This window comes from Corynebacterium nuruki S6-4 (genome assembly GCF_007970465.1).
Lineage (GTDB): Bacteria > Actinomycetota > Actinomycetes > Mycobacteriales > Mycobacteriaceae > Corynebacterium > Corynebacterium nuruki.
Genome location: NZ_CP042429.1, coordinates 935,263 through 957,922 on the forward strand (window position 1 = coordinate 935,263; position 22,660 = coordinate 957,922).

Sequence of the window (22,660 nt, forward strand, 5' to 3'; positions counted from 1 at the left end):
GCCTCCCTCCCCGACAGTGCGGCTAGTCCGCCTGGTCGATCAGGGTGTAGTTCCAGTGGTGCGTGTCCTCGACCGTGCCACGCTGGATCCCGGTGAGGTGCTCACGCAGCTTCATGGTGATCTCGCCGGCCTTCCCGCCGTTGACCTGGAACTCCCCGCTCTTGTCCTTGACGGTCCCGACCGGCGTGATGACGGCGGCGGTTCCGCAGGCGAAGGCCTCGCTCATGGCACCCGACGCGGCGGCGTCCTTCCAGTCCTGCACGCTGAACCGCTTCTCCGAGACCTTGAGGCCCTCGTCGGCGGCGACAGCCAGCAGCGAGTCCCGGGTCACGCCGGCGAGCAGTGAACCGGACAGTGCCGGGGTGATGAGCTCGGCGTCCTCACCGGTGCCGAAGATGAAGGCGAGGTTCATGCCGCCCATCTCCTCGATGTACTTCCGCTCGATCGCGTCGAGCCAGACGACCTGGTCGCAGCCCTGCTCCTCAGCGTGCGCCTGGGCGACGAGCGAACCGGCGTAGTTGCCGGCGAACTTCGCGGCGCCGGTCCCGCCCGGGGCGGCGCGGACGTACTCGGTGGACAGCCAGACGCTGACGGGCTTCACACCGCCGGCGAAGTAGGCGCCGGCCGGGGAGGCGATGACGTAGTAGGAGTAGCTGTTCGCCGGGTGGACGCCCAGGCCGACCTCCCGCGAGATCATGAAGGGGCGCAGGTACAGCGCCTCCTCGCCACCGGCGGCCGGAACCCATGCCCGGTCGACGTCGACGATCTGGCGCAGCGACTCGAGGAAGAGCTCCTCAGGCAGTTCCGGCATCGCGAGACGCTCGGCGGAGTTCCGGAAGCGTGCGGCGTTCTTCTCCGGACGGAAGGTGACGATGGACCCGTCCTCGTGGCGGTACGCCTTGAGTCCCTCGAAGATCGCCTGACCGTAGTGCAGCACCGAGCTCGCGGGGTCCATGCTGATCGGACCGTAGGGGACGACACGGGCATCGTGCCAGCCCTCGTCCTCGGTCCAGTCGATGATGACCATGTGTTCGGTGAAGTAGTTGCCGAAACCGGGGTTGGCGAGCACCTCCCCGATCTTCTCTGCACTGGTCGGTGTGGTGGTGAGTGTGCGGGAGAACGACGCGGCGGCGCCGTCGGCGAAGGACGTATCAGACATGGCCTGTATCTTAGACCCGGCACCGTCCCCGGGACACAGACAGGCCCACCGCCGTATCCCCGGGACAACCAACCGGCCGACAACCGGCCCGGTCGAAGACCCAGCTTCCCGAGAGGACGCCGACGTGACCCGGTCCGCACCCCAGACACCTCCACCGCGGCCCACGGCCGTCGGCGCCGACCTGCCCGACAACTTCTTCGTCCGCGGGGACGTGCCCCGGATCGTCCCGGTGACCGATCCCGCCACCGTCCCGGACGCCACCGTGGACCTGCTCGTCGTCCCGTGCATCGCCGGGCCCACCGGACTGTCGCTGCCCGACGATCTGCCGCTGCCCCGCACGGCGGTCACCGACCTGTGGAAGACCCTCATGGAGACCGGGGTGACCGGTGCGGCCGAGGAGGTCCACACGGTCCCCGCCCCCGACGGCGTCCGCGCCCGACAGGTCCTGGCGGTCGGACTCGGATCCACGGACACCGGCAGCACAGCAGGCGCAGACGGCACAGCCGACCCGACCGGCCGACGCGACCGCCGGATCCGTGCGGCTGCGGGCGCCGCCTCCCGTGCCCTGCGGAGCCTCCCCGGGACGGCCCTGACCGTCCTCAGCCTGCTGGGCCGGTACTCCCCGACCGCCGCCGTGGAGGGGCACGCGCTCGGCGCCTACCGCTACACCGGCCTGCGCACAGCCGGGCCCGCCGAGGGCGGGATCGCCCGGCTCGGCGTCCTCGTCGACGGTCAGCTCGCGGCCTTCGCCCGTGCCTGCACCGTGGTGGAGGCGGTCGCCACCGCCCGGGATATCGTCAACGCCCCGACCGGGAGTCTCGACCCCGCCCGTCTCGCCGCCCTGGCTGCCGGCCTCGCCGCCCGGTCCGGTATCGGTGCGGAGATCCTCGACGCGACGGAGCTCGGCGACCGGAGGTTCGGCGGGATCCTCGGCGCCGGCGGCGGATCAGTCCACGCGCCCCGCCTGCTGCGCCTGGTCCACCGCCCCGAACCGCTCGCCGGGCAGGACAGGGTGCCGCACATCGCACTGGTCGGTGCGGCGGTGACCGCCGGGTCTGCCGGGGCTGCCGGAGTCACCGACCTGGCCGGTTCATCCGCCGCCGCAGCCGCCGCCGTCGCCGCCACTGTCGCCGCGGCGGAGCTGGAGCTTCCCGTGGCGGTCACCGCGACAGTTCCGGTGGTCGAACTCGCGTCGGACGCCCCGGCGCTGCGTCCCGGTTCCGTGCTGCGGCACGTCGACGGCACCACCACCGAGATCTCCGGCTGCGACCCCACAACCCCCACCGACCCCAGCGACACCGTCAGGACAGCCACCTCTCTCGTCCTCGCGGACGCCGTCGCACGGGCGGTGGCGGATTCACCCGACCTGCTGGTGACGGTCTCCGCGGTGACAGGCTCCCGGACCCTGCCGTTCGGTGACCGCACCGCCGCGGTGACGGGCAGCCCGGCGCTGCGCGACCTGCTCGTCGATCTCGCCGACCGTGCCGGCGAGGACGCGTGGGCCGCGCCGTTGCCGGTGGAGTCCGACCGGGAGATCGGTTCCGAGGTCGCCGATCTGCGGACCGCCGCCCCGGACCGCTATCTGCCGGCGTTCGTCCCCGCCGGGACGCCCCGGGCCCACGTCGATGTCGCCGGCCCCGCCGTCAATTCCGGTGCCCCGTACGGTGACATTCCCGGTCGGGCATCGGGCCGCCCGGTAAGGACCCTCGTCGCGCTGCTCGGGAGTGCACGGGATTACGCTGACAGGTAAGCGCCGTCACCCCGTTCCGGGAGGTCTCACCGGACCGCGGACGGCCGGTCAATGTACTATCTGGTCAGAGACCACAACTGTATTTCTCGTCATTTAGGAGCTTCAACACCATGGCGCACTCCGTCGAAATGCCCGAGCTGGGCGAATCCGTCACCGAAGGCACTGTCACCCAGTGGCTGAAGAAGGTCGGCGACACGGTCGCGGTCGACGAGCCGCTGCTGGAGGTCTCCACCGACAAGGTGGACACCGAGATCCCCTCCCCCGCGGCCGGCGTCCTGCTGAAGATCCTCGCCGACGAGGATGACACGGTCGACGTGGGTACCGTCATCGCCGAGATCGGCGACGAGGGCGAGACCCCCGCGGAGCCCGCCGCCGAGGAGAAGGCCGAGCCGGCCGCCGAGAAGGCTGCGGAGCCCGCCGAGAAGCCGGCTGAAAAGCCCGCGGAGCAGCCCGCCGCTGCACCGGCTGCCGCACCGGCGGCGTCGGGAGACACCACCGACGTCACCATGCCGGAGCTCGGCGAGTCCGTCACCGAGGGCACCGTCACCCAGTGGCTGAAGAAGGTCGGCGACACCGTCGAGGTCGACGAACCGCTGCTCGAGGTCTCCACCGACAAGGTCGACACCGAGGTCCCCTCCCCGGTCGCCGGCACCCTGGTCGAGATCCTCGCTGACGAGGACGACACCGTCGACGTGGGCGAGACCATCGCCCGCATCGGCGATCCGGACGCCGCGGCAGCCGCCCCGGCCCCGGAGCCCGCCCCAGAGCCCGAGCCCGCCCCGGAGCCGGCCCCGGCCGCCGCCGAGAAGCCGGCCGAGAAGGCTGCACCGGCTGAGGAGCCGGAGAAGCCGGCCACCCGACCCGCCGAGGGCAACCTCCCCTACGTCACCCCGCTGGTGCGCAAGCTCGCCGACAAGCACGGCGTGGACCTGTCCACCGTCACCGGTTCCGGTGTCGGCGGCCGCATCCGCAAGCAGGACGTCCTCGCCGCCGCCGGCCAGACCTCCGGGGCAGAGAAGGCCACCGCCGCAACCGCGGCCCCGGCGCAGCGCGTGCTCAAGGGTGTGGACCCGGCGAAGGCGTCCCTGCGCGGCACCACGCAGAAGGTCAACCGCATCCGCGCCATCACGGCGAAGACCACCCTCGAGTCCCTCCACGGTGCCGCCCAGCTCACCCAGGTCCACGAGGTCGACATGACCCGTATCGCCGAGCTGCGCACCGCCTCCAAGGAGGCCTTCGAGGACAAGCACGGTGTGCACCTCACCTACCTGCCGTTCTTCGCCAAGGCCATCGTCGAGGCCCTCGTGGCCCACCCGAACGTCAACGCGTCCTACAACGCGGAGACCCAGGAGATGACCTACCACGAGCAGGTCAACCTGAGCATCGCGGTGGACACGAAGGAGGGCCTGATCTCCCCGGTGATCCACAACGCCCAGGACCTGAGCCTGCCGGAGCTCGCCGCCGCGATCGTCGACATCGCCGACCGCGCCCGGAACAAGAAGCTCAAGCCGAACGACATCAGCGGCGGCACGTTCACCATCACCAACATCGGCTCCGAGGGCGCCCTGACCGACACCCCGATCCTCGTGCCGCCGCAGGCCGCGATGATCGGCACCGGCGCCATCGTCAAGCGCCCGGTGGTCATCTCCGAGGACGGGCAGGACGCCATCAGCATCCGCCGCATGGTCTACCTCCCGATGACCTACGACCACCAGGTCGTCGACGGTGCCGACGCCGGCCGTTTCCTCACCACCGTCAAGGACCGTCTCGAGAACACGGACTTCACCGCCGACCTCGGACTCTGATCCCACGGTTCCCCGGATCGGCCGCACTGACCGTGTCCGTCCGGTCGGCTCAGTCCTGAACCCCGCCGCAGCCCGTCCCCTCCCCGGGGACGGCCGCGGCGGGGTCTCGTTTTGCCGGGAGTAGGATTGTCGTCCATGGGCTTCCAACACGGATCAATCCGCCGCTCCGGTGATGACATCGCCGTCGAGCAGCTCGGCACCGTCGACTACCTCTCGACCTGGGACAGACAGGCCGCCATGGCCAGGAAGCGGGCTGCCGGGGAGATCCCCGACACGGTCCTGCTGCTGGAGCACCCGTCGACCTACACGGCGGGCAAGCGCACCCAGCCCTCCGATCTGCCCACCAACGGGCTCCCGGTCGTCGACGTCGACCGCGGTGGCCGGATCACCTGGCACGGCCCCGGCCAGCTCGTCGCCTACCCGATCATCCAGCTCGCCGACCCGATCGACGTCGTCGACTACGTACGGCGCGTCGAAGAGGCCGTCATCGCCACCTGCCACGACCTGGGACTGGAAAATGTCGGTCGGGTGCCCGGCCGGTCCGGGGTGTGGCTGCCCGCCGGTATCCGGCGTGGCGAGCTGCTGCCCGCCCGCAAGGTCGCGGCGATCGGTATCCGGGTCACCCGCGGGGTGACGATGCACGGTGTCGCCCTCAACTGCGACAACACCCTCGATTTCTACAACCACATCGTGCCCTGCGGACTGCCGGACACGGGTGTCACGACCCTGTCCGACGAGCTGGACCGGGACGTGACGGTCGAGGAGGTCACCCCGACTTTCACCCGGCACCTGCTCGACGCGCTCAACGGCACGCTGGCCATGTCCGACGTCGACGTCCCCGAGCAGCTCGCCCACGGGGCGCCCACCGACCCGGACGCCGTCTTCGACGCTGCCGGGACGCACGCGTAGGCTGGCGACCGTGACTGTTACAGCAGACGGACGACGACTTCTGCGCATCGAGGCCAAGAACGCGCAGACCCCCATCGAACAGAAGCCGCGGTGGATCCGCACGCAGGCGAAGATGGGCCCGGAATACCGTGACATGAAGAACCGTGTCTCGGGCGCCGGCCTGCACACCGTGTGCCAGGAGGCGGGCTGCCCGAACATCCACGAGTGCTGGGAGGACCGTGAAGCGTCCTTCCTCATCGGCGGGGACACGTGTTCCCGGCGCTGCGACTTCTGCCAGATCAAGTCGGGGCGCCCGTCCCCGCTCGACCGGGACGAGCCGCGGCGGGTCGCGGAGAACATCCGCGAGATGAACCTGCGCTACGCCACCATCACCGGCGTCACCCGCGACGACCTCGACGACGAGGGCGCCTGGCTCTACGCCGAGATCGTGCGCAAGGTCCACGAGCTCAACCCCAACACCGGTGTGGAGAACCTCACCCCGGACTTCTCCGGCAAGCCGGACCTGCTGGCCGAGGTCTTCGAGGCCCGCCCCGAGGTCTTCGCCCACAACCTGGAGACGGTCCCCCGCATCTTCAAGCGGATCCGCCCGGCGTTCAAGTACGACCGTTCCCTCGAGGTCATCCGGGCCGCCCGGGACTTCGGCCTGGTGACGAAGTCGAACCTCATCCTCGGTATGGGGGAGACCGCCGAGGAGGTGCAGTCGTCGCTGACCGATCTGAAGGACGCGGGCTGCGACATCATCACCATCACCCAGTACCTGCGTCCGACCTCGATGCACCACCCGATCGAGCGGTGGGTGAAGCCGGAGGAGTTCATGGAGCACTCCGAGTTCGCCAAGGAGCTCGGCTTCGGTGCGGTCATGTCGGGTCCGCTGGTGCGCTCCTCGTACCGTTCCGGACGGCTCTACGCCGAGGCCAAGGCCGCCCGGGGTGAGGCACTGCCCGACAATCTCCGCCACCTGGGGGACTCGCTGGGATCCACCACCAGCCAGGAGGCCAGCACCCTGCTGGCGAAGTACGGCCCGTCGAAGGAGACCCCGGTCTCCGCCGCCCGGTAGCGGCTGCACGTCCCCCGGTACCCATGCTCTAGAGTTGGGGGCATGGCGAAAGACAACCGGGCGAAAGAAGAGAAGCGGCTGGCGAAGGCCGCGAAGAAGGCGAAGCGGAAACAGACCCGCGGCCAGATGTGGCAGGCGTTCAACCTGCAGCGCAAGCGGGACAAGAAACTCGTCCCGTACATGCTGCTGGGATTCCTGGTCCCGATTGCGCTGCTCCTGCTGCTGAGCCTCGTGTTCGGCGCCTGGTGGATCAACCTCATCATCGGTATCCTTTTCGGCGTCGTCGCCGCCATGTGGATCTTCTCCCGGCGGCTGCAGTCCGGCGTCTACGACCAGATCGAGGGCCAGGCCGGCGCCGCCGGCTGGGCGCTGGACAACATGCGCAACGGTGTCGGCATGAAGTGGATCACCGAGACCGCCGTGGCCACCAACACGCACATGGATGCGGTCCACCGTGTCGTCGGCACCCCCGGTGTGGTGCTCGTCGGTGAGGGCAGCCGGTCGCGGCTCAAGCCGATGATGGCCCAGGAGCGTCGGCGTCTCGCCCGCATCCTCGGCAACACCCCGATCTACGACGTCTACGCCGGTGAGGGCGAGGACGAGGTCCCGATCCGCAAGCTCCAGAACCACCTGATGAAGCTCCCCCGGAACGTCAAGAAGAACGAGGTCGATGCCCTCAACAGCCGTATCGATTCCATCTCCCGGCTGCACTCGCGCGAGTCGCAGCTGCCCAAGGGGCCGCTGCCGGGGAACGCGAACATGTCCGGCATGAACCGGCGTGCCCGTCGCGCCTCGCAGCGCAACAAGAAGGGCTAGCGACTGCGGATGACCGCGGTGCCGGTCGCCCGGTCGTGCATGCCACGCCGGTCGGTGTCCTGGATCAACGGGGGGAACAGGAAGACCGTCAGCACGGTGCGGACCACCGCGCGCCACAGTCCGACCCGCTTGTCGGTGTCGTCCACGCGGGCCACACCGATACCGACGAGGGCATGTCCGGGGGACTGCCCGAACAGCCAGACGGTGATGATCCGCCAGATGACCCAGACGACGAGTGTCGTCATGGAGACGTCCCCCAGAGCGTCCGTCATCGTGGTGACGAGGAAACCGATCCCCCAGCAGATCAACCAGTCGATGAGCAGCGCGAGAACCCGCTGCCCCATGGAGGCCACGGACCCGGCGCCGCTCTCCGGCAGTCCGAGGAGCTTGCCCGGCCACGGGCTGAGGTCGTGCGGGTCCTCGTAGCGTCCGGGGACCCGGGGGCCTTCGAGCCAGCTCGGCTGCTGCGCGCGCGCCTGACGGAATTCGGACCGCGCCTGCTTCTTCCCGTCCTTCCCGTCTCCGCCGGCATCCCCGCTCTTCCGGGTCCGCTGACCGTTCGCCGCCCCCTGACGCTTCTTCGCACCCGACCCTTTTCTCTGGCGTTGTGACATGCTGGCCAGCCTACCGGCGGCGTCCGCCAACCTAAAAAGGGGCGGACCACGGTACACCGGAGCGGGGCGGTAGGGTGGAAGCAGTTCCCGATCGGGGAGCGGCGCGTGACGCCACCTGTGTTACACGCCTGAAACATCGGTTTGACCACCGGGCAACAACTTCCCTTTAGAGTTGTTTCCATAGACTCAGCCATCACTGCGGTACCGACGGGGTTCCGCTGAGAAAATCCGGGCTGGGGCGCGACCATGACTGCAAGGAGTCTCCACAGTGGCATTCACTACGGCCGAAGAGGTCACCAAGTTCATCAAGGACGAGGGCGTCGAATTCGTTGACGTCCGTTTCACGGACGTTCCGGGCACGGAGCAGCACTTCACCATCGCAGCCTCCGCCTTCGACGAGGACGCCATGGAGGACGGTCTCGCCTTCGACGGTTCCTCCGTCCGCGGGTTCACCACCATCGACGAGTCCGACATGAACCTGCTCCCGGATCTCACGACCGCGCAGATCGACCAGTTCCGTAAGGCCAAGACGCTGAACATCAAGTTCTTCGTCCACGACCCCTTCACCCGCGAGCCGTTCTCCCGCGACCCGCGCAACGTCGCCCGCAAGGCCGAGGAGTACCTCGCCTCCACCGGCATCGCCGACACCTGCAACTTCGGCCTCGAAGCGGAGTTCTACCTGTTCGACAAGGTGCGCTACGCCGCCGAGCAGAACTCCTCCTTCTACGAGGTGGACTCCGACGAGGGCTGGTGGAACCGCGGCAAGGAGACCAACACCGACGGCACCCCCAACAACGGTTACAAGACCCGCGTCAAGGGCGGTTACTTCCCGGTCCCGCCGTACGACAAGACCCTCGACGTCCGTGACGAGATGGTCGAGAACCTCCTCGCCGCCGACTTCGACATCGAGCGGTTCCACCACGAGGTCGGCACCGGTGGCCAGCAGGAGATCAACTACAAGTTCAACACCCTGCTGCACGCCGCCGACGATCTGCAGACCTTCAAGTACATCATCAAGAACACCGCCGCCGCCCACGGCAAGGCCGCGACCTTCATGCCGAAGCCGCTGGCCGACGACAACGGCTCCGGCATGCACGCCCACCAGTCGCTGTGGAAGGACGGCCAGCCGCTGTTCTTCGACGAGAACGGCTACGCCGGCCTGTCCGACATGGCCCGCTACTACATCGGCGGCATCCTCGCCCACGCCGGTTCGGTCCTGGCGTTCACCAACCCGACGCTGAACTCCTATCACCGCCTGGTGCCCGGCTTCGAGGCCCCCATCAACCTGGTGTACTCGCAGCGCAACCGCTCCGCCGCGATCCGTATCCCGATCACCGGGTCCAACCCGAAGGCCAAGCGCCTCGAGTTCCGCGCCCCGGATCCCTCGGGCAACCCGTACCTGGGCATGGCCGCGATGATGCTCGCCGGTCTCGACGGCATCAAGAACCGCATTGAGCCGCACGCCCCGGTCGACAAGGACCTCTACGAGCTGCCCGCCGAGGAGGCCGCCGGCATCCCGACCGCCCCGACCTCGCTCGAGGCCGCGCTGAAGTCCCTCTCGGAGGACAACGAGTTCCTCACCGAGGGCGGCGTGTTCACCGACGACCTGCTGGACACCTACATCGGCTTCAAGTACGACAACGAGATCTCCCCGGTCCGGCTCCGCCCGACCCCGCAGGAGTTCGAGCTCTACTTCGACTGCTAGTCGGTCCCCGGCAGTCAGCGACTGCCCCTGCCACGCCGGCAGCGCACGAAAACCGGCGGGGTGGACCCGGATCTCTCCGGGTCCACCCCGCCGGTTTTCCGTCGTGCGGGCCGCCGGAACTCAGACCAGGGCGTTGTTCAGCAGCGCGCTGGGTGCGACCTGCGGCGAGTCCGAGGCGAGTGCCGCCGACCGGGTCTCGAGCTCACCGCCGTAGATCTGGCGGAAACCGGTGAGCGCGGCGGCGTAGTGGCTGATCGCCGCCTCATAGGTCACGCCGATCCCGCCGTGAAGCTGGATGGACTCCTCGGCGACAGTGCGGGCCTGGCCGTTGAGGAACACCTGCGCATCCCGTGCGGTCTGGATCAGGAGTGCGTCATCCCCGTTCTCGAGCGCGGCGGTCGCCGTCGCCGTCGCCCACAGTGCGAGCGACTGAGCACTCTCCAGGTCGGCGTACAGCTGCGCGGCACGGTGGGTCAGCGCCTGGAACCTGTTGAGGGTCACCCCGAACTGCTTGCGCACCTTGAGGTACTCGACGGTGGTGGTCACCGCGGTCTCCATCAGTCCGACGGCACGACCGCCCTGCAGGATCCGTGCCACGGCGGTGGTGCGGTCCAGGGCCGCGGTGACCGTGGCGGCGTCCGGCCCGGAGCCCACGGCACCGCCCAACCGCTCCGCCGGGACGTCGGTGAAGGTGACGGTCCCGGTGCGCACCCATTCCGCGTTCCGGTGGACTTCGACGGCCACGCCGTCGGCGGTCGCCTCGACGAGATAGACGCCGGGCACCCCGTCCTCGACGGCGGTGACGAGGAACGAGGTCGCCGCGTCCGGGACCGCGACCGCCCGCTTCGTCCCGGTCAAGGTGCCGGACGCCACCGTGGCGGTGCGTGCGCTGTCCCAGCCGGTGCCTGCTTCGGCGTGCGCCAGCGGAATCCGTGCCTCGCCGGCGGCGACGGCCGGCAGGACCGCGCCCTGCTGGTCGGCGGTGCCGAGCGCGGCGACGAGCACCGAGGGTACGTAGGCGGCGTCCACCAGCGGCTCCGGTGCCGCAAGTGCACCCAGGGCGTTGGCGGCCGCCCAGGCCTCGCCGAGACCGGCCCCGGCACCGTCGTGCTCCTCGTCGATGAGCAGGGCGGTCAGCCCCAGCTCGGCACCCTGGCTCCACAGTGCGGCGCGGAACTCGAGTCCGCCCTCGGGTGCCTCTCCCCCGGCGGTCGGGTCGCCCTCGGCGCCGGAGAAGACGCTCCGGACGCTGTCAGCGAGCATGCGCTGTTCATCGGTCAGTGAAAGATCCATGTCTGCTCTCCTGTCGTGTCCGTGCTCAGAGTCCGAGAATGCCCTTGGCGATGACGTTCGCCTGGACTTCGTTGCTGCCGCCGTAGATCGAGACCTTGCGGTTGTTGAGGTAGTCCACCACCGCGTCCCCGTCCCCGGCCGCACCGGTCGTCGGTGTGCCGGTGATCTCCACGGCTTCCGAGCCGAGCGCGGTGACCGTCAGATCGTTGAGCTCCTGGATGATGCGGCTGCCCTGCATCTTCAGCAGCGAGGACAACGGGCTCGGCTTGCCGTCGGCGCTCGCGGCCGTCACCCGCAGCTGGGTGGCTTCGAGGGCGGTGAGCCGCATCTTGACGTCGAGCAGCCGGCCGCGGAAGACCGGGTCCTCGAGGACCGGCCGGCCGGCGACCTCACGGTGGGCGGCGATCTCGACCAGCGCGGTGTACAGCCGCTGGCTGCTGCCCACCTGGGCCATGCCGTTGCGCTCGTTGCCGAGCAGGAACTTCGCGTAGGTCCAGCCCTTGTTCTCCTCGCCCACGAGGTTCTCGGCCGGGATGCGCACGTCGGTGAAGAAGAACTCGTTGACCTCGACGGAGCCGTCGATCAGGCGGATCGGACGCCGCTCGATGCCGGGAGTGTCCAGGTCCACCAGCAGGAAGGAGATGCCCTTCTGCGGCTTGTCGGCGTTCGGGTCCGTGCGGGCCAGCAGGAACATCCAGTCGCCGTACTGGCCGAGGGTGGTCCACGTCTTCTGCCCGTTGACGACGTACTCGTCACCGTCGCGGACTGCGGTGGTCTTCAGCCCGGCGAGGTCGGACCCCGCACCCGGCTCGGAGAAACCCTGCGACCACCAGATGTCGAGGTTGGCGGTCTTGGCGAGGAAGCGTTCCTTCTGGTCGTCGTTGCCGAAGGCGGCGATGACCGGGCCGACCATACCGACGTTGAAGGGCAGCGGCTCGGGGACCCCGGCGCGCTGGAGCTCGTTGGTGAAGATGTGCGCCTGGGTGGCCGTCCAGTCCTGTCCGCCGTACTCGACGGGCCAGTGCGGCACCGCGATGCCGTGGCTGTTCAGCACCTGCTGGCTGGCGACGATGTCGTCGTGGGTGACCTGACCCGCGCGGTTACGGTCGCGGATCTCCTGCGGGACTTCCCGGAAGATGGCGCGGAGGTCGTCGCGGAACGCGATCTCCTCCGGTGTGAGCTCCAGATTCATCCGTGTTTCTCCTCACGTTGTCGGGTGACAGGTGCCGTGCATCACTGCCACGGGGATGTCTGTGACCCTACCCGGCGACCGGACACGGTTCGGAGGAAGCGACCTGAATTTCTCTTCAATTACCCCCGGAGCGTCAGAATTCACCGTGTGAACAGCGGATTCCCACATGCCGGTGGGCACGGAGCCGCAACGGGGGTAGACACGGGGCATGACCAACATCCTCATCCTCGGAGGCCACGGCAAGGTGGCCCTGCTCGCTGCACCGAAACTCGTCGCCCGCGGCTTCGCGGTCACCTCGCTGATCCGGAAGCCGGAGCAGTCGGCGGACATCGAGAAGCTCGGCGCCACTCCCCTGGTCCGCGATCTCACCACTCTCACCGGTGACGACTGGGACGCCCTGCTCGCCGACTTCGACGTCGTCGTCTGGTCCGCCGGGGCCGGCGGCGGCGCACCGGAGCGCACCTACGCGGTCGACCGGGACGCCGCCCTCGCCGTCATCGACTCCCTCGAGCGGCTCCGTGACGCCGGCACCGCACCCCGCTACCTCAACGTCTCCTACCTCGGTGCGACGACGCACAACGTGCCGGAGGACGACTCGTTCTTCCCCTACGCGGACGCCAAGAAGACCGTCGACGACCGGCTGAACGCCACGACGGGGCTGGATTACGTGATCCTCGGCCCCTCGTCGCTGACCCTGGAGCCCGCGGGCGGTTTCGCCACCCCGACCGCCGACCTGCCCCGGGAGGACTCGCACACCTCCCGTGAACTCGTCGCCGACGTCATCACCGAACTCGCGGGCCGGGATCAGCTGCCCGCCGACCGCACCGTCGAGTTCATCGACGGTGACCGCCCGGTCTCCGAGATCGGACGCTGAGACCGGGCCGTGCGAGGTCAGCATCGCGCGACGCCAGGATGGTGAACAGTCACCGGAACCGACCTCACGTCGCGCGATGCTGACCACGCTGGCGTCGGCCGCGCCCACTGCACCCGCTGTGCCCACTGCACCCACTGCACCCGCTGCGCCCGCTGTGCCGCTACTGACTCCTCGCCATGTCGAGCATGCCCCGGAGCCCCAGGCCTGCCCGGTTGCCGCCGTCGACGAGAATGTCGGTACCGGTCAGGTAGCCGGGCTCCCGGCTGACCGCGAAGGCGAGGACCGCCGCAATCTCCTCGGGCCTGCCGAACCGCTTGAGGGCGGCGTACTCCACCATCTTCCCTGAGCCGTGGTCCTTCTCCAGCTGTCCCATGTCGGTGTCGAAGGATCCGGGGGACACCGAGAGGATGCGTGCGCCGTGCTCCCCGAAGGCAGCGGCCATCCGTGCCGAGTACCAGATGACGAAACTCTTCGAGACCGAGTAGGCCATCCCCGACCGGGAGGCCGCGGGCACGATTTTCGTGGCCGTGGTCATCTTCGCGACGAACGCGTCGACGTCGGTGAGCGCCCGGGCGAAGATACGGGTCGGCTGCAGCACCGTGGGGGACATGTGTCCGGCAATGGAGGCGACGTTGACCAGGGCGTCCCCCTCCCGCGCGATCTGCAGGTATTCCCGGGTGATGTTGACCGTGCCGAGCCCGTTGACCCGGATGATGAAATCGGGGTCGCCCATCTGCGGGCTCACGCCGGCGGCGTGGACGACCGCACGCACATGTCCGTGGGAGGACGCCGTCTCGAACAGGGCCGCCACGCTTGCCCGGTCGGTGATGTCACACGGCGCGACGTAGACGGTGATTCCCTCGGCGGTGAGACTGTCGGCCGCTGTCCGGAGCTTCTGCCCGTTGACGTCACTGAGGACGATGACGTGGTCCCCACCGAGCTTCCTGGCGGTCGCGAGGCCCATGCCTCCTGCTCCGCCGGTGATGACGGCGACGTCGGTGGGCGTGCCGGTGGGCGTGTCGGCGGGTGTGCCGGCGGGGGCCGTGCTGCTGTCGTCGGTGGTGTCCGTCATGGTGGTTCCCTCCGCGGTGTCCGGAATTGTCACCTCAACTCTGCCACCGTTGCCGCGTCGACCGCGACCACCCGGTCAACGGGACCGGACGGTGCAGGATCGGGCGCCGGTGCGGGAAGTGTTACCACCTCACTCCGTCATAAGCTGGCGGATCCGCACTTTTCCGCAGGTCACGGAAAGTCCGGCGGGCCTGGGGTGGTAACACTTTCCGGAGCGCGCGCACGGAGCTGTGCGATGTCGGCATCGCGCGACACCAGGATGGTGGGCGGCCGTCAGGACCGACCTCACGTCGCGCGATGCGGACCACGCGGCCGCAGCGCGGGTGCTACCGACCAAGCACCGCCTTGAGCTCCGCCGCCGCGGCACGCGGATCGGCGGCCTCCGTCAGCGCCCGCACCACCACGGCACGCACCGGGACCTGCCCGTCGAACGCTGCCCCGGATGCCGGTCCGGACGCTGCCCCGGATGCAGGTCCGGACGCCGCGGCGTCCTGCACCTCGGGCAGCGTCCGTGCGTTGACGCCCCCGATGGTGAACCAGACCTTCTCCCGCTGCGCCGCCACCGGAGCCGCGGCCAGCATCGCCGCGGTCTCCGTCACCAGGGACAGCCCGGTCGCCGCGCGGCCCGGCTTGGTCGGGGTCTCCCACAGCGGCCCGGTGCAGAAGTAGTCGAGGGCTCCGTCCTCCATCGCCGCCCGCGCCTGCGGCAGTGAATGGGTGGACAGCCCCACCACCACGTCGGGCCCGAGCAGCTCGCGGACCTGAGGGACCGTCAGATCGTCCTGGCCGACATGGAACACGTCGGCACCGACGAGGGCGGCGATGTCCGCCCGGTCGTTGACGGCGAACAGCTTCCCGTGCTCCCGTGCCACCGTGGCGAGCACCTCCAGCGCGGCGATCTCGTCGCAGGTGTCGATGGACTTGTCGCGCAGCTGGATGATGTCCACTCCGCCGTCGTAGGCGGCGTGCAGGAAGTCCCGCAGATCGCCCTGTTCCGTCCGCGCGGGGGTGCAGAGATAGAGGGCGGCGTTCGACAACAGGTCGAGACGGTGACGGCGCAGATCACGGTCGGGGGTAGCGGCAGATCGCAGGATGCTCATGTGGTGAAATGGTAGCCGTAGGCGAACTACGGGAGCCCCTGGCGGTGCCACAGCAGTGACGCACCGCGGCCGGGGCTGAGAGGACCGGTGCACCGGTCGACCGTCCACACCTGACGCGGATCATGCCGCCGGAGGAAAGGAACGCATGAACTCCATCACCGTCGATACCGTCAACACCGCCGACAGCGTCGACACCGTCATTGTCGGGGCCGGCGTCGCCGGACTCACCGCCGCCTGGAACCTGCACAAGGCCGGGCAGTCGGTCACCGTCGTCGACCCGGAGCCCGGGATGGGGGCCAGCCGCGCCGCCGCCGGGATGATCGCCGCGGTCAGCGAGGTGATGTACCAGCACCGCACGATGCGCACCCTGATGACCACCTCGGCGGCGCTCTACCCGCCGCTGGTCGAGGAGCTCACCGGGCTGCTCGGTCACGATGTGGGTTACCGAGGCACCGAGACCCTCGACATCGGCGCGCACTCGGCCGACCGGGACTATTTCGCCGATCTCGCTGAGGTCCAGCGGGCCTCCGGCATGACCGTCGAGAAGATCACCACCCGCCAGGCCCGGAAGCTGGAACCGGCCCTCTCCCCGGCGATCGCCGGGGCATTCCTCGTCGCCGGGGACCACCAGATCAACCCGCGACGGCTCGTCCCCGCCCTCATCGAGGCGCTGGAGAAGACCGCCACGACGGCGGCACCGTTCACCCTGCTCCGGCAGCGTGCCACGGAGGTACTGCGCACCGGCGACAGCACCAGCAGCACCAGCAGCACAGGCGCCACCGGCGGCGGCGCGGTCACCGGTGTCCGGCTCGACGACGGCACGGAGATCCACGCCGGCACCACGCTGCTGTGCCCCGGGGTGTCCTTCGACGGCATCGGCAATCTGCCGGAGGCCGCGGCGGTGAAACTGCGGCCGGTCCACGGCGACGTCCTGCGCGCGCACCTGCGTCCCGGCCAGCCGCCGCTGCTGGAACGCACCGTCCGCGGCATGGTCAACGGCAAGCCGGTGTACCTGGTGCCCCGGACCGACGGCGAGATCGTCATCGGCGCGACCGAACGCGAGGACGGTTTCGACGGGGTGGTGCTCGAGGGCGCCTACCAGCTGCTGCGCGATGCGCAGGTCCTCGTTCCCGGCGCCGCCGACCTGGAGCTCACCGAGATCCTCGCCCGTGCCCGCCCCGGAACCCCCGACGACCTGCCCTATATCGGCCGCCTCGACGGGGTCGACGGCCTGGTGGTCTCCACCGGCTACTCGCGCCACGGGATCCTGCTGGCCCCGCTGGGCGGGCACCTGGCCGCCGGCACGGTCCTCGGCACCACCCCGACGGACCGGGACGCCGCGGTCCTCGCCGCCACCGACCCGAACCGCACCGCACACGAACTGGAGCATGTGACCCCATGATCACCGTCAGCGTCAACGGAACCGACCACGACTACCCGGACGGTGCGACCGTCGCCGACCTCGTCCTCGACATCACCGGCCACGCCGCCGACGACGACCAGCTGGGCGTCGCCGTCGCACTGGACGCCGCCGTCGTCCCGCGCAGCCGGTGGTCCGCCACCGGGCTGTCCACCGGGTCCCAGGTCGAGATCATCACCGCCATGCAGGGAGGCTAGGCACAACCATGTCAGCAACCGAATCACTGACCATCGGGTCCACCACCGTCGGATCCCGCCTCATCATGGGCACCGGCGGTGCCACCTCGATGACCGTCCTGCGTGAGGCACTCACCGCCTCCGGGACGGAACTGACCACCGTCGCGCTGCGCCGCTTCAACCCGTCGACCGGCACTTCCCTGTTCGGGCTGCTCCGGGAGCTCGGTATCGGCGTCCTGCCGAACACCGCCGGCTGCTACACCGCCCGGGACGCCCTGCTCACCGCACAGCTCGGCCGGGAGGCCCTGGGCACCAACCGGGTGAAGCTGGAGATCCTCGCCGACGACGAGACCCTGCTGCCCGATGTCGTGGAGCTGGTGGACGCCACCGAGCAGCTCACCGACGACGGCTTCGAGGTCTACGCCTACACCTCCGACGACCCGGCCGTCGCCCGGTCGCTGGAATCGGCGGGCGCGGTGGCGGTCATGCCGCTCGGCGCCCCGATCGGCACGGGTCTGGGCATCCTCAACCCGCACAACATCGAGCTGATCTGCGCCCGCGCCACCGTCCCGGTGATCCTCGACGCCGGGGTGGGCACCGCCTCGGACGCCGCCCTGGCCATGGAACTGGGCTGTGACGGCGTCCTGCTGGCCAGCGCGGTGACGCGCGCCCAGGACCCGGCGGCCATGGCCACCGCCATGAAGTCCGCCGTCGAGGCCGGCCTGCTGGCCCGCGGCGCCGGACGCATACCGAGGCGCACGCTGGCCGAGGGTGCGCTGGCGTCCTCCCCGATGGAGGGGCGCATCGCCACCGGCACGAGCCGCGAGAGCGAGTCGATGTGAGACCGCTCGTCGAACCCGCCGCCGAACTCACCCGCGATGAGCTGGTCCGCTACGCCCGCCACCTCACCCTGCCCCAGATCGGGCACGAGGGGCAGCGCCGGCTGAAGAACGCCCGCGTCCTCGTCACCGGGGCCGGTGGGCTGGGCTCCCCTGCACTGCTGTACCTCGCCGCCGCCGGAGTGGGCACCGTCGGCGTGGTCGACGATGACGTGGTGGATGTCTCCAACCTGCAGCGCCAGGTCGTCCACGGGGTCGACGACCTCGGCCGGCCGAAGGTGGAGTCCGCCGCGGACGCGGTGGCCCGGATCAACCCCGCGGTCACCGTCGTTCAGCACAACACCCGGCTCACCGCCGACAATGCCGTGGACATCATCGCCGGCTACGACCTGGTGATGGACGGGGCGGACAACTTCGCGACCCGCTATGTCGTCTCGGACGCCTGCACGCTGACCGGCACCCCGTGCGTGTGGGGGTCGATCCTGCGCTTCGACGGGCGGATCTCGGTGTTCTGGAACGGTCCGGAGCACGACGGCATCAGCTACCGTGACCTGCACCCGGACGCCCCTGCCCCAGGCGAGGTGCCCAGTTGCGCCGCCGGTGGCGTCATCGGCTCGCTGCCGGCGACCGTCGGCTCACTGATGGTCACCGAAGCGGTGAAACTGATCACCGGGTGCGGGGAGCCGCTCTACGGCCGGCTGCTCATCCATGACGGGTTGGCGATGACCTTCCGCGAGCTGAAAATTCTCCCGGATCCGGACGCCCCCCTGGTCACCGCCGTCGACGACGGGATCTCCGACGCGTGCACGGTGCCGGCGTATCCGACGGTGACGCCGGCGCAGCTGCAGGACCGGCTCGACGCCGGGGCGGTGCTCGTCGATGTCCGGGAGCCGTGGGAACGCGAGATCGTGTCGGTCCCCGGCGCACTGGCCGTCCCGCTGGCCGAGCTGCAGGACCGGGGCGCCGACGCACTGCCGGACGCCGCCCGGGGCCGTGACATCATCTTCCACTGCAAGGCGGGCAGCCGCTCCGAGCAGGCGCTGGACGCCGTGGCGCCGTACTTCGCCGCGCGGGAGGAGAACGCCGCGCACCTCGACGGCGGGATCCTCGCCTGGGTGCACGATCTGCACCCGGACCTGCCGGTCTACTGAGACCGGCGCCGAGGTGCCCCGGTCCCGTCCCCGGCTCAGGCGCTGTACTGCCGGGCCCGCCAGCGCACCATGACCGCCCGGCTCACCAGCAGGCCGACCACACCGACGGCCCACACCCCGCCGACGGCCACCAGCCAGGCCAGCCGGAAGTCGTCCCAGGTGTAGTCCCCGCCGTGCGCGGAGGCATCCAGGATGACACCCACCAGCTGTGAGGCGACCATGGCGGCGGTGAACCCGCCCATGTTCGACAGCCCGGTGGCCGTCGCGGTGAACCGGCGGTCCACCTCCTCACGGACGGTGTCGAAACCGAAGTTCGCGACCGGGGCCAGCCCGGGCAGCAGGATGTTCATGACGATGATCGCCGCGAAGCCGCGCGGGGCGTCCGGCAGGAAGAACACCACCCATCCCACCGCCACGACGACCGTGGCGGCGAGAGTGACGAGCGGACGCTGCCGACCGGCCCGCGCCGAGATGATCCCCATGACCGGGCCGACGGCGACACTCATCAGCATGTTGACGACGAGCACCGTGGAGGCCTGCCCGTCGGACAGCCCCATACCGAGGGTCATCAGCGGCTTGCCCCACAGCAGGGTGAAGACGACCTGGCTCATCAGGGTGAAGTGGATGAAGAACCCGAGCCAGCAGGCCGGCTGCCGGACGACGACGGCGAGGGTGCGGCCGATACCGGAGCGCGCCGGACCGGTCCCCCCGGACGCTGCCGGGGCACCGGCGACGGTCGGCTCCGGGGTGTCCCGCACGGCCAGTCCGACGAGGACCGCGATGAGTACGCTGAGCCCGCCGAGGCTGATGAATGCACTGCCCCAGCCGGAGGCGTGGAGCAGTGCGGTGAACGGCACCGCGGAGATGAACTGGCCGATGTAGCCGAGCCCGCCGGTGAGCTGGGTGAACAGCGGGGTCCGCCGCATCGGGATCCAGGCGGGGAGCAGCCGCATGACCGACAGGAACGCGGTGGCGTCCGCCGAGCCGACGATGACCCGGGCGACGATCGCCACCGGGTAGGAGGAGGTCGCCCCCAGCAGTACCTGGCCGATGCCCATGAGCAGTGCGCCGACGACGAGCATCCGGCGGGGTCCGAACCGGTCGATGAGCATGCCCATGGGGATCTGGGCGAGGGCGTACACGCCGACCTGGACCGAGGAGAACACCGCCAGGCGGCTCGCCGACATGCTGAAGTGGTCCATCGCCTCCACCCCGGCCACGCCGAGGGAGGTCCGACCGGTGATCGCCAGGATGTAGGCGAGGATCGACGCGCCCCAGACGAGCAGGGCGCGGGTGGTCAGACGGTCATCAGGTGGTGTGGTGGAGGAGGCTGGCACGGTCCCCCACTGTAGACCTGGTACGACCTCACCTGACCGCTGGGTCGGCGACGGGGCGTCCGGTGACCGGACGCCCTGCCACCGCACAGCAGACGACTGTCAGCCGGCCAGCGTGAGGCAGCCACGCACCAGAACAGTCAGGGCGCCGACGGCGGCGAGCGTCACCGCCAGCCGGTGGGCGACGGTGCGGTCGACCCGGTCGCTGACCCTCATACCGACGGCGATGCCGATGACGATGGCGACCAGCGCCGCCGGCCAGATACCCCAGGGCTCGGAGCCGATGTCCCCCGCGCCGGTGAGCCACTTGACGAGGAAGCTCAGTGTCCCGGACACGACGAACAGCGGCTGCAGGGTGGCGGCGAAGGTCCGCTGCCCCCAGCGGGACGCCTGCCCGTAGACCGTGATGACCGGCCCGGCGACACCCGCCAGCGTGTTGCTGAACCCGGCGACGACACCGGCGGCCATCGCCGGTGCCCTCCCCCGACTGCGGGGATGTAACGCCGGCCGAAGGTGGTGATCCCCAGCGCCACGAGGATGAGCGCACCGACGATGATCTGCAGGACGGCGGGACTGATGACGTGGATGAGCCAGGTCCCGGGGACCACACCGACGACCATGACCGATCCGATGAGTCCGAACTTCCGCCAGTCGACGTTCTGCCGCTGGGTCCAGGTCGACAGCAGGGCGTTGACCACCGCGATCGCGTTGACCACCATGATCCCCTCGACCGGCCCCATGGCCAGTGACAGCACCGGGCCGCCGAGAATCCCGACCCCCATCCCCGACACGCGCTGCATGGCGGCCCCGATGAGGATCGTGACGAAGACGAGCAGCACCAGTGACATAACTTCAGAATCTAGACCTGTGTGACTCAGGACAACGTCAGCACCCCGGAGTTCTTCCGGACTCCTGCTCCGACGCCGGAGGACGGGCGGTACGCTGCATATCCGTGACCTCTGCCACCGCTGCGACGTCCGGACCTGCCGGAACTTCAGGGACTTCAGGGACTTCAGGGACTTCTGAGCCCGCCGGGTCTTCTGCACCCTCCGGGGCCGCCGACCCTGTCGCCGACCACCCCGACGGTCCCGGTCGGCCCGGTCGACCGAGCCGGCCCGTGCTGCGCACCGTGGTCCGTACCGTCTCGACTCTTGCTGCCTGTGCCGGGTGGGTCGTCGCCCTGCTCATCCAGCTGTCGCTGCTGGACCGGCACCGTCCCATGATCATCACCGACGTCCACTACTACTACCGGGTCCTCACCGGGGTCTGGGGCGGCGACCTCGGCGAGTATCCCGTCGTCGGACTCTGGCCGGTCCACCTGCTCCTCGGCCTGACCCGCTCGGCCGGCGGCGACGAGGACTGGTTCACGACCGCCTTCAGTGTCATGTGCGCGGTGTGTTCGGCGTTTTTCACCCTGTGGCTGCTGTGGCGTGATCCGTCACCGTGGTGCCCGGCCGCCTGGTTCTGGGTGCTGTACTCCGGGTGCGCGGGGCCGATCATCCTCACCCGGCTCGATCTCTTCCCCGGCCTGCTGGTCGCGACTGCGGCGGCCCTCCTGTTCGCCCGGCACAGGCCAGGCAGGACCGGCGGTACCGGTGGGTCAGGCGGCTCCGGCAGTGTCGCGCAGACGGTGGCCGCCGTCCTCCTCGCGGTGGCGACGGCGGCGAAACTGTGGCCCGGTGTCCTCGCGGCGGGTCTCGTCGGCCGGTGGCGGCACCTGTCGACCTGGGCGCGGACGGCGGGGTTCCTCGCCGCGCTCGCCGTCGTCGCCGGGCTCGTCGCCGCAGTCTCCGGGGCGGACCGGCTGACATCGCCGCTGGACTACCAGACCGATCGCGGCCTGCAGGTCGAGTCGGTCTCCGCGACCCCGCTCGTCCTCGCCGCGGCACTCGGAAACCAGGACGGTCGCTGGCATGTCGGTCAGGCCCCGTCGAAGAGCATCGAGATCACCGGCCCGTGGGAGTCGACGATGGTGACCGTGGCGGATGTCGGGCTGATCGTCGTCCTCGTCGCCGCGGCCGGCGTCGGACTGTGTCGGCTGCTCCGTGGCGGCTGGACGCCGCAGCGCACCCTGTCGTTCTGGGCGGCCCTCATCATGGCGGTCATCGTGACCGACAAGGTCCTGTCACCGCAGTACCTCGTGTGGATCACCCCGCTCCTCGCCGTCGGGCTCACGGTGAGCCGTCGGCCGAGTCTCCGGATCGCCGCCCTGCTGACGGTCGTCGCGGCGCTGCTCACCACCCTGGTCTTCCCGGTGAACTACGACGGACTGCTGGCCGACGGTGGCCCGGAGCTGCTGCCCGCTGTGCTGCTCACCGTCCGGAACGGTCTGCTGCTGCTGGTCACGGCGGTGTGCCTGCGCTGGGCCACGGCCCGGGACCGGTAGACTGCGACG

At 69.9% G+C, this 22,660-nt stretch carries 19 protein-coding genes and 1 pseudogene; 12 read left to right on the top strand and 8 right to left on the bottom strand.

Going from position 1 to position 22,660, the window contains the following annotated elements:
• Positions 1 to 22 precede the first annotated feature (22 nt).
• Complete coding sequence (locus FSW06_RS04230) at positions 23 to 1,159, bottom strand: branched-chain amino acid aminotransferase (RefSeq protein ID WP_010122301.1); 1,137 nt, start codon at positions 1,157 to 1,159, stop codon at positions 23 to 25.
• A gap of 124 nt (positions 1,160 to 1,283) precedes the next feature.
• On the opposite strand from FSW06_RS04230, the gene FSW06_RS04235 reads away from it, so the two are divergent.
• The 5 genes from FSW06_RS04235 (at position 1,284) to FSW06_RS04255 (ending at position 7,496) form a co-directional block, all read left to right on the top strand.
• Positions 1,284 to 2,909, top strand: coding sequence for a M17 family peptidase N-terminal domain-containing protein (locus FSW06_RS04235; protein WP_010122302.1), 1,626 nt, complete (start codon positions 1,284 to 1,286; stop codon positions 2,907 to 2,909).
• Between the two features lie 110 nt (positions 2,910 to 3,019).
• A complete protein-coding gene (gene sucB, locus FSW06_RS04240) occupies positions 3,020 to 4,714 on the top strand; it encodes a 2-oxoglutarate dehydrogenase, E2 component, dihydrolipoamide succinyltransferase (protein WP_010122303.1) in 1,695 nt (564 codons plus the stop codon).
• A 135-nt stretch (positions 4,715 to 4,849) separates the two neighbouring features.
• Positions 4,850 to 5,623, top strand: coding sequence for a lipoyl(octanoyl) transferase LipB (gene lipB, locus FSW06_RS04245; RefSeq protein ID WP_010122304.1), 774 nt, complete (start codon positions 4,850 to 4,852; stop codon positions 5,621 to 5,623).
• A gap of 1 nt (position 5,624) precedes the next feature.
• Positions 5,625 to 6,680 carry a lipoyl synthase gene (gene lipA / locus FSW06_RS04250; protein WP_416372552.1) on the top strand — a complete coding sequence of 352 codons (1,056 nt, stop codon included), beginning with the start codon at positions 5,625 to 5,627 and terminating at the stop codon, positions 6,678 to 6,680.
• Positions 6,681 to 6,722: 42 nt separating this feature from the next.
• A complete protein-coding gene (locus FSW06_RS04255) occupies positions 6,723 to 7,496 on the top strand; it encodes a DUF4191 domain-containing protein (protein WP_010122306.1) in 774 nt (257 codons plus the stop codon).
• On the opposite strand, the gene FSW06_RS04260 is transcribed toward FSW06_RS04255, so the two are convergent.
• Positions 7,493 to 8,110: an RDD family protein gene (locus FSW06_RS04260; RefSeq protein WP_010122308.1), complete on the bottom strand. Its 618-nt coding sequence runs from the start codon at positions 8,108 to 8,110 to the stop codon at positions 7,493 to 7,495. The genes FSW06_RS04255 and FSW06_RS04260 overlap by 4 nt on opposite strands.
• 268 nt (positions 8,111 to 8,378) lie before the next feature.
• On the opposite strand from FSW06_RS04260, the gene glnA reads away from it, so the two are divergent.
• Entirely contained in the window at positions 8,379 to 9,815 is a 1,437-nt protein-coding gene (glnA, locus tag FSW06_RS04265) for a type I glutamate--ammonia ligase (RefSeq protein WP_010122310.1), read from the top strand.
• Between the two features lie 120 nt (positions 9,816 to 9,935).
• Here the strand turns inward: glnA and FSW06_RS04270 are convergent, their stop codons facing one another.
• Both FSW06_RS04270 and FSW06_RS04275 read right to left on the bottom strand, forming a co-directional pair.
• A complete protein-coding gene (locus FSW06_RS04270; RefSeq protein WP_010122311.1) occupies positions 9,936 to 11,108 on the bottom strand; it encodes an acyl-CoA dehydrogenase family protein in 1,173 nt (390 codons plus the stop codon).
• A 25-nt stretch (positions 11,109 to 11,133) separates the two neighbouring features.
• Positions 11,134 to 12,300 (bottom strand): acyl-CoA dehydrogenase family protein, encoded by a 1,167-nt coding sequence (locus FSW06_RS04275; RefSeq protein ID WP_010122312.1) that lies wholly within the window; start codon positions 12,298 to 12,300, stop codon positions 11,134 to 11,136.
• 208 nt (positions 12,301 to 12,508) lie between these two features.
• Here FSW06_RS04275 and FSW06_RS04280 point away from each other — a divergent pair, with 208 nt between their 5' ends.
• Positions 12,509 to 13,174 carry an NAD(P)H-binding protein gene (locus FSW06_RS04280; protein WP_010122313.1) on the top strand — a complete coding sequence of 222 codons (666 nt, stop codon included), beginning with the start codon at positions 12,509 to 12,511 and terminating at the stop codon, positions 13,172 to 13,174.
• A gap of 160 nt (positions 13,175 to 13,334) precedes the next feature.
• Here the strand turns inward: FSW06_RS04280 and FSW06_RS04285 are convergent, their stop codons facing one another.
• Together FSW06_RS04285 and thiE are read right to left on the bottom strand one after the other, a co-directional pair.
• On the bottom strand, positions 13,335 to 14,246 hold the full coding sequence (locus tag FSW06_RS04285; RefSeq protein ID WP_010122314.1) for an SDR family oxidoreductase: 912 nt from the start codon (positions 14,244 to 14,246) through the stop codon (positions 13,335 to 13,337).
• Positions 14,247 to 14,571: 325 nt separating this feature from the next.
• A complete protein-coding gene (gene thiE, locus FSW06_RS04290) occupies positions 14,572 to 15,345 on the bottom strand; it encodes a thiamine phosphate synthase (RefSeq protein WP_010122316.1) in 774 nt (257 codons plus the stop codon).
• Positions 15,346 to 15,490: 145 nt separating this feature from the next.
• On the opposite strand from thiE, the gene thiO reads away from it, so the two are divergent.
• Genes thiO through moeB form a run of 4 tightly spaced genes read left to right on the top strand, consistent with a single transcriptional unit; the run spans position 15,491 to position 18,931 of the window.
• Positions 15,491 to 16,747 carry a glycine oxidase ThiO gene (gene thiO, locus FSW06_RS04295; protein WP_010122317.1) on the top strand — a complete coding sequence of 419 codons (1,257 nt, stop codon included), beginning with the start codon at positions 15,491 to 15,493 and terminating at the stop codon, positions 16,745 to 16,747.
• Positions 16,744 to 16,962 carry a sulfur carrier protein ThiS gene (thiS, locus tag FSW06_RS04300; RefSeq protein ID WP_010122318.1) on the top strand — a complete coding sequence of 73 codons (219 nt, stop codon included), beginning with the start codon at positions 16,744 to 16,746 and terminating at the stop codon, positions 16,960 to 16,962. The genes thiO and thiS overlap by 4 nt, the downstream gene beginning before the upstream one ends.
• A gap of 8 nt (positions 16,963 to 16,970) precedes the next feature.
• Positions 16,971 to 17,783, top strand: coding sequence for a thiazole synthase (locus tag FSW06_RS04305; protein WP_010122319.1), 813 nt, complete (start codon positions 16,971 to 16,973; stop codon positions 17,781 to 17,783).
• Complete coding sequence (gene moeB / locus FSW06_RS04310) at positions 17,780 to 18,931, top strand: molybdopterin-synthase adenylyltransferase MoeB (RefSeq protein WP_010122320.1); 1,152 nt, start codon at positions 17,780 to 17,782, stop codon at positions 18,929 to 18,931. The genes FSW06_RS04305 and moeB overlap by 4 nt, the downstream gene beginning before the upstream one ends.
• A gap of 35 nt (positions 18,932 to 18,966) precedes the next feature.
• Here moeB and FSW06_RS04315 read toward each other — a convergent pair whose 3' ends face one another.
• A complete protein-coding gene (locus tag FSW06_RS04315; RefSeq protein WP_010122321.1) occupies positions 18,967 to 20,268 on the bottom strand; it encodes an MFS transporter in 1,302 nt (433 codons plus the stop codon).
• Between the two features lie 99 nt (positions 20,269 to 20,367).
• Positions 20,368 to 21,113, bottom strand: a pseudogene (locus FSW06_RS04320) (sulfite exporter TauE/SafE family protein).
• A gap of 269 nt (positions 21,114 to 21,382) precedes the next feature.
• Here FSW06_RS04320 and FSW06_RS04325 point away from each other — a divergent pair.
• On the top strand, positions 21,383 to 22,651 hold the full coding sequence (locus FSW06_RS04325) for a glycosyltransferase 87 family protein (protein ID WP_010122325.1): 1,269 nt from the start codon (positions 21,383 to 21,385) through the stop codon (positions 22,649 to 22,651).
• Positions 22,652 to 22,660 lie beyond the last annotated feature (9 nt).

Coding starts and splice junctions, on each gene's coding strand:
- lipB (WP_010122304.1), top strand. CDS start 4,850: ATGGGCTTCCAACACGGATCAATCCGCCGCTCCGGTGATGACATCGCC.
- FSW06_RS04260 (WP_010122308.1), bottom strand. CDS start 8,110: ATGTCACAACGCCAGAGAAAAGGGTCGGGTGCGAAGAAGCGTCAGGGG.
- FSW06_RS04305 (WP_010122319.1), top strand. CDS start 16,971: ATGTCAGCAACCGAATCACTGACCATCGGGTCCACCACCGTCGGATCC.
- FSW06_RS04280 (WP_010122313.1), top strand. CDS start 12,509: ATGACCAACATCCTCATCCTCGGAGGCCACGGCAAGGTGGCCCTGCTC.
- FSW06_RS04275 (WP_010122312.1), bottom strand. CDS start 12,300: ATGAATCTGGAGCTCACACCGGAGGAGATCGCGTTCCGCGACGACCTC.
- sucB (WP_010122303.1), top strand. CDS start 3,020: ATGGCGCACTCCGTCGAAATGCCCGAGCTGGGCGAATCCGTCACCGAA.
- FSW06_RS04270 (WP_010122311.1), bottom strand. CDS start 11,108: ATGGATCTTTCACTGACCGATGAACAGCGCATGCTCGCTGACAGCGTC.
- FSW06_RS04285 (WP_010122314.1), bottom strand. CDS start 14,246: ATGACGGACACCACCGACGACAGCAGCACGGCCCCCGCCGGCACACCC.
- FSW06_RS04230 (WP_010122301.1), bottom strand. CDS start 1,159: ATGTCTGATACGTCCTTCGCCGACGGCGCCGCCGCGTCGTTCTCCCGC.
- thiO (WP_010122317.1), top strand. CDS start 15,491: ATGAACTCCATCACCGTCGATACCGTCAACACCGCCGACAGCGTCGAC.
- FSW06_RS04255 (WP_010122306.1), top strand. CDS start 6,723: ATGGCGAAAGACAACCGGGCGAAAGAAGAGAAGCGGCTGGCGAAGGCC.
- thiS (WP_010122318.1), top strand. CDS start 16,744: ATGATCACCGTCAGCGTCAACGGAACCGACCACGACTACCCGGACGGT.
- thiE (WP_010122316.1), bottom strand. CDS start 15,345: ATGAGCATCCTGCGATCTGCCGCTACCCCCGACCGTGATCTGCGCCGT.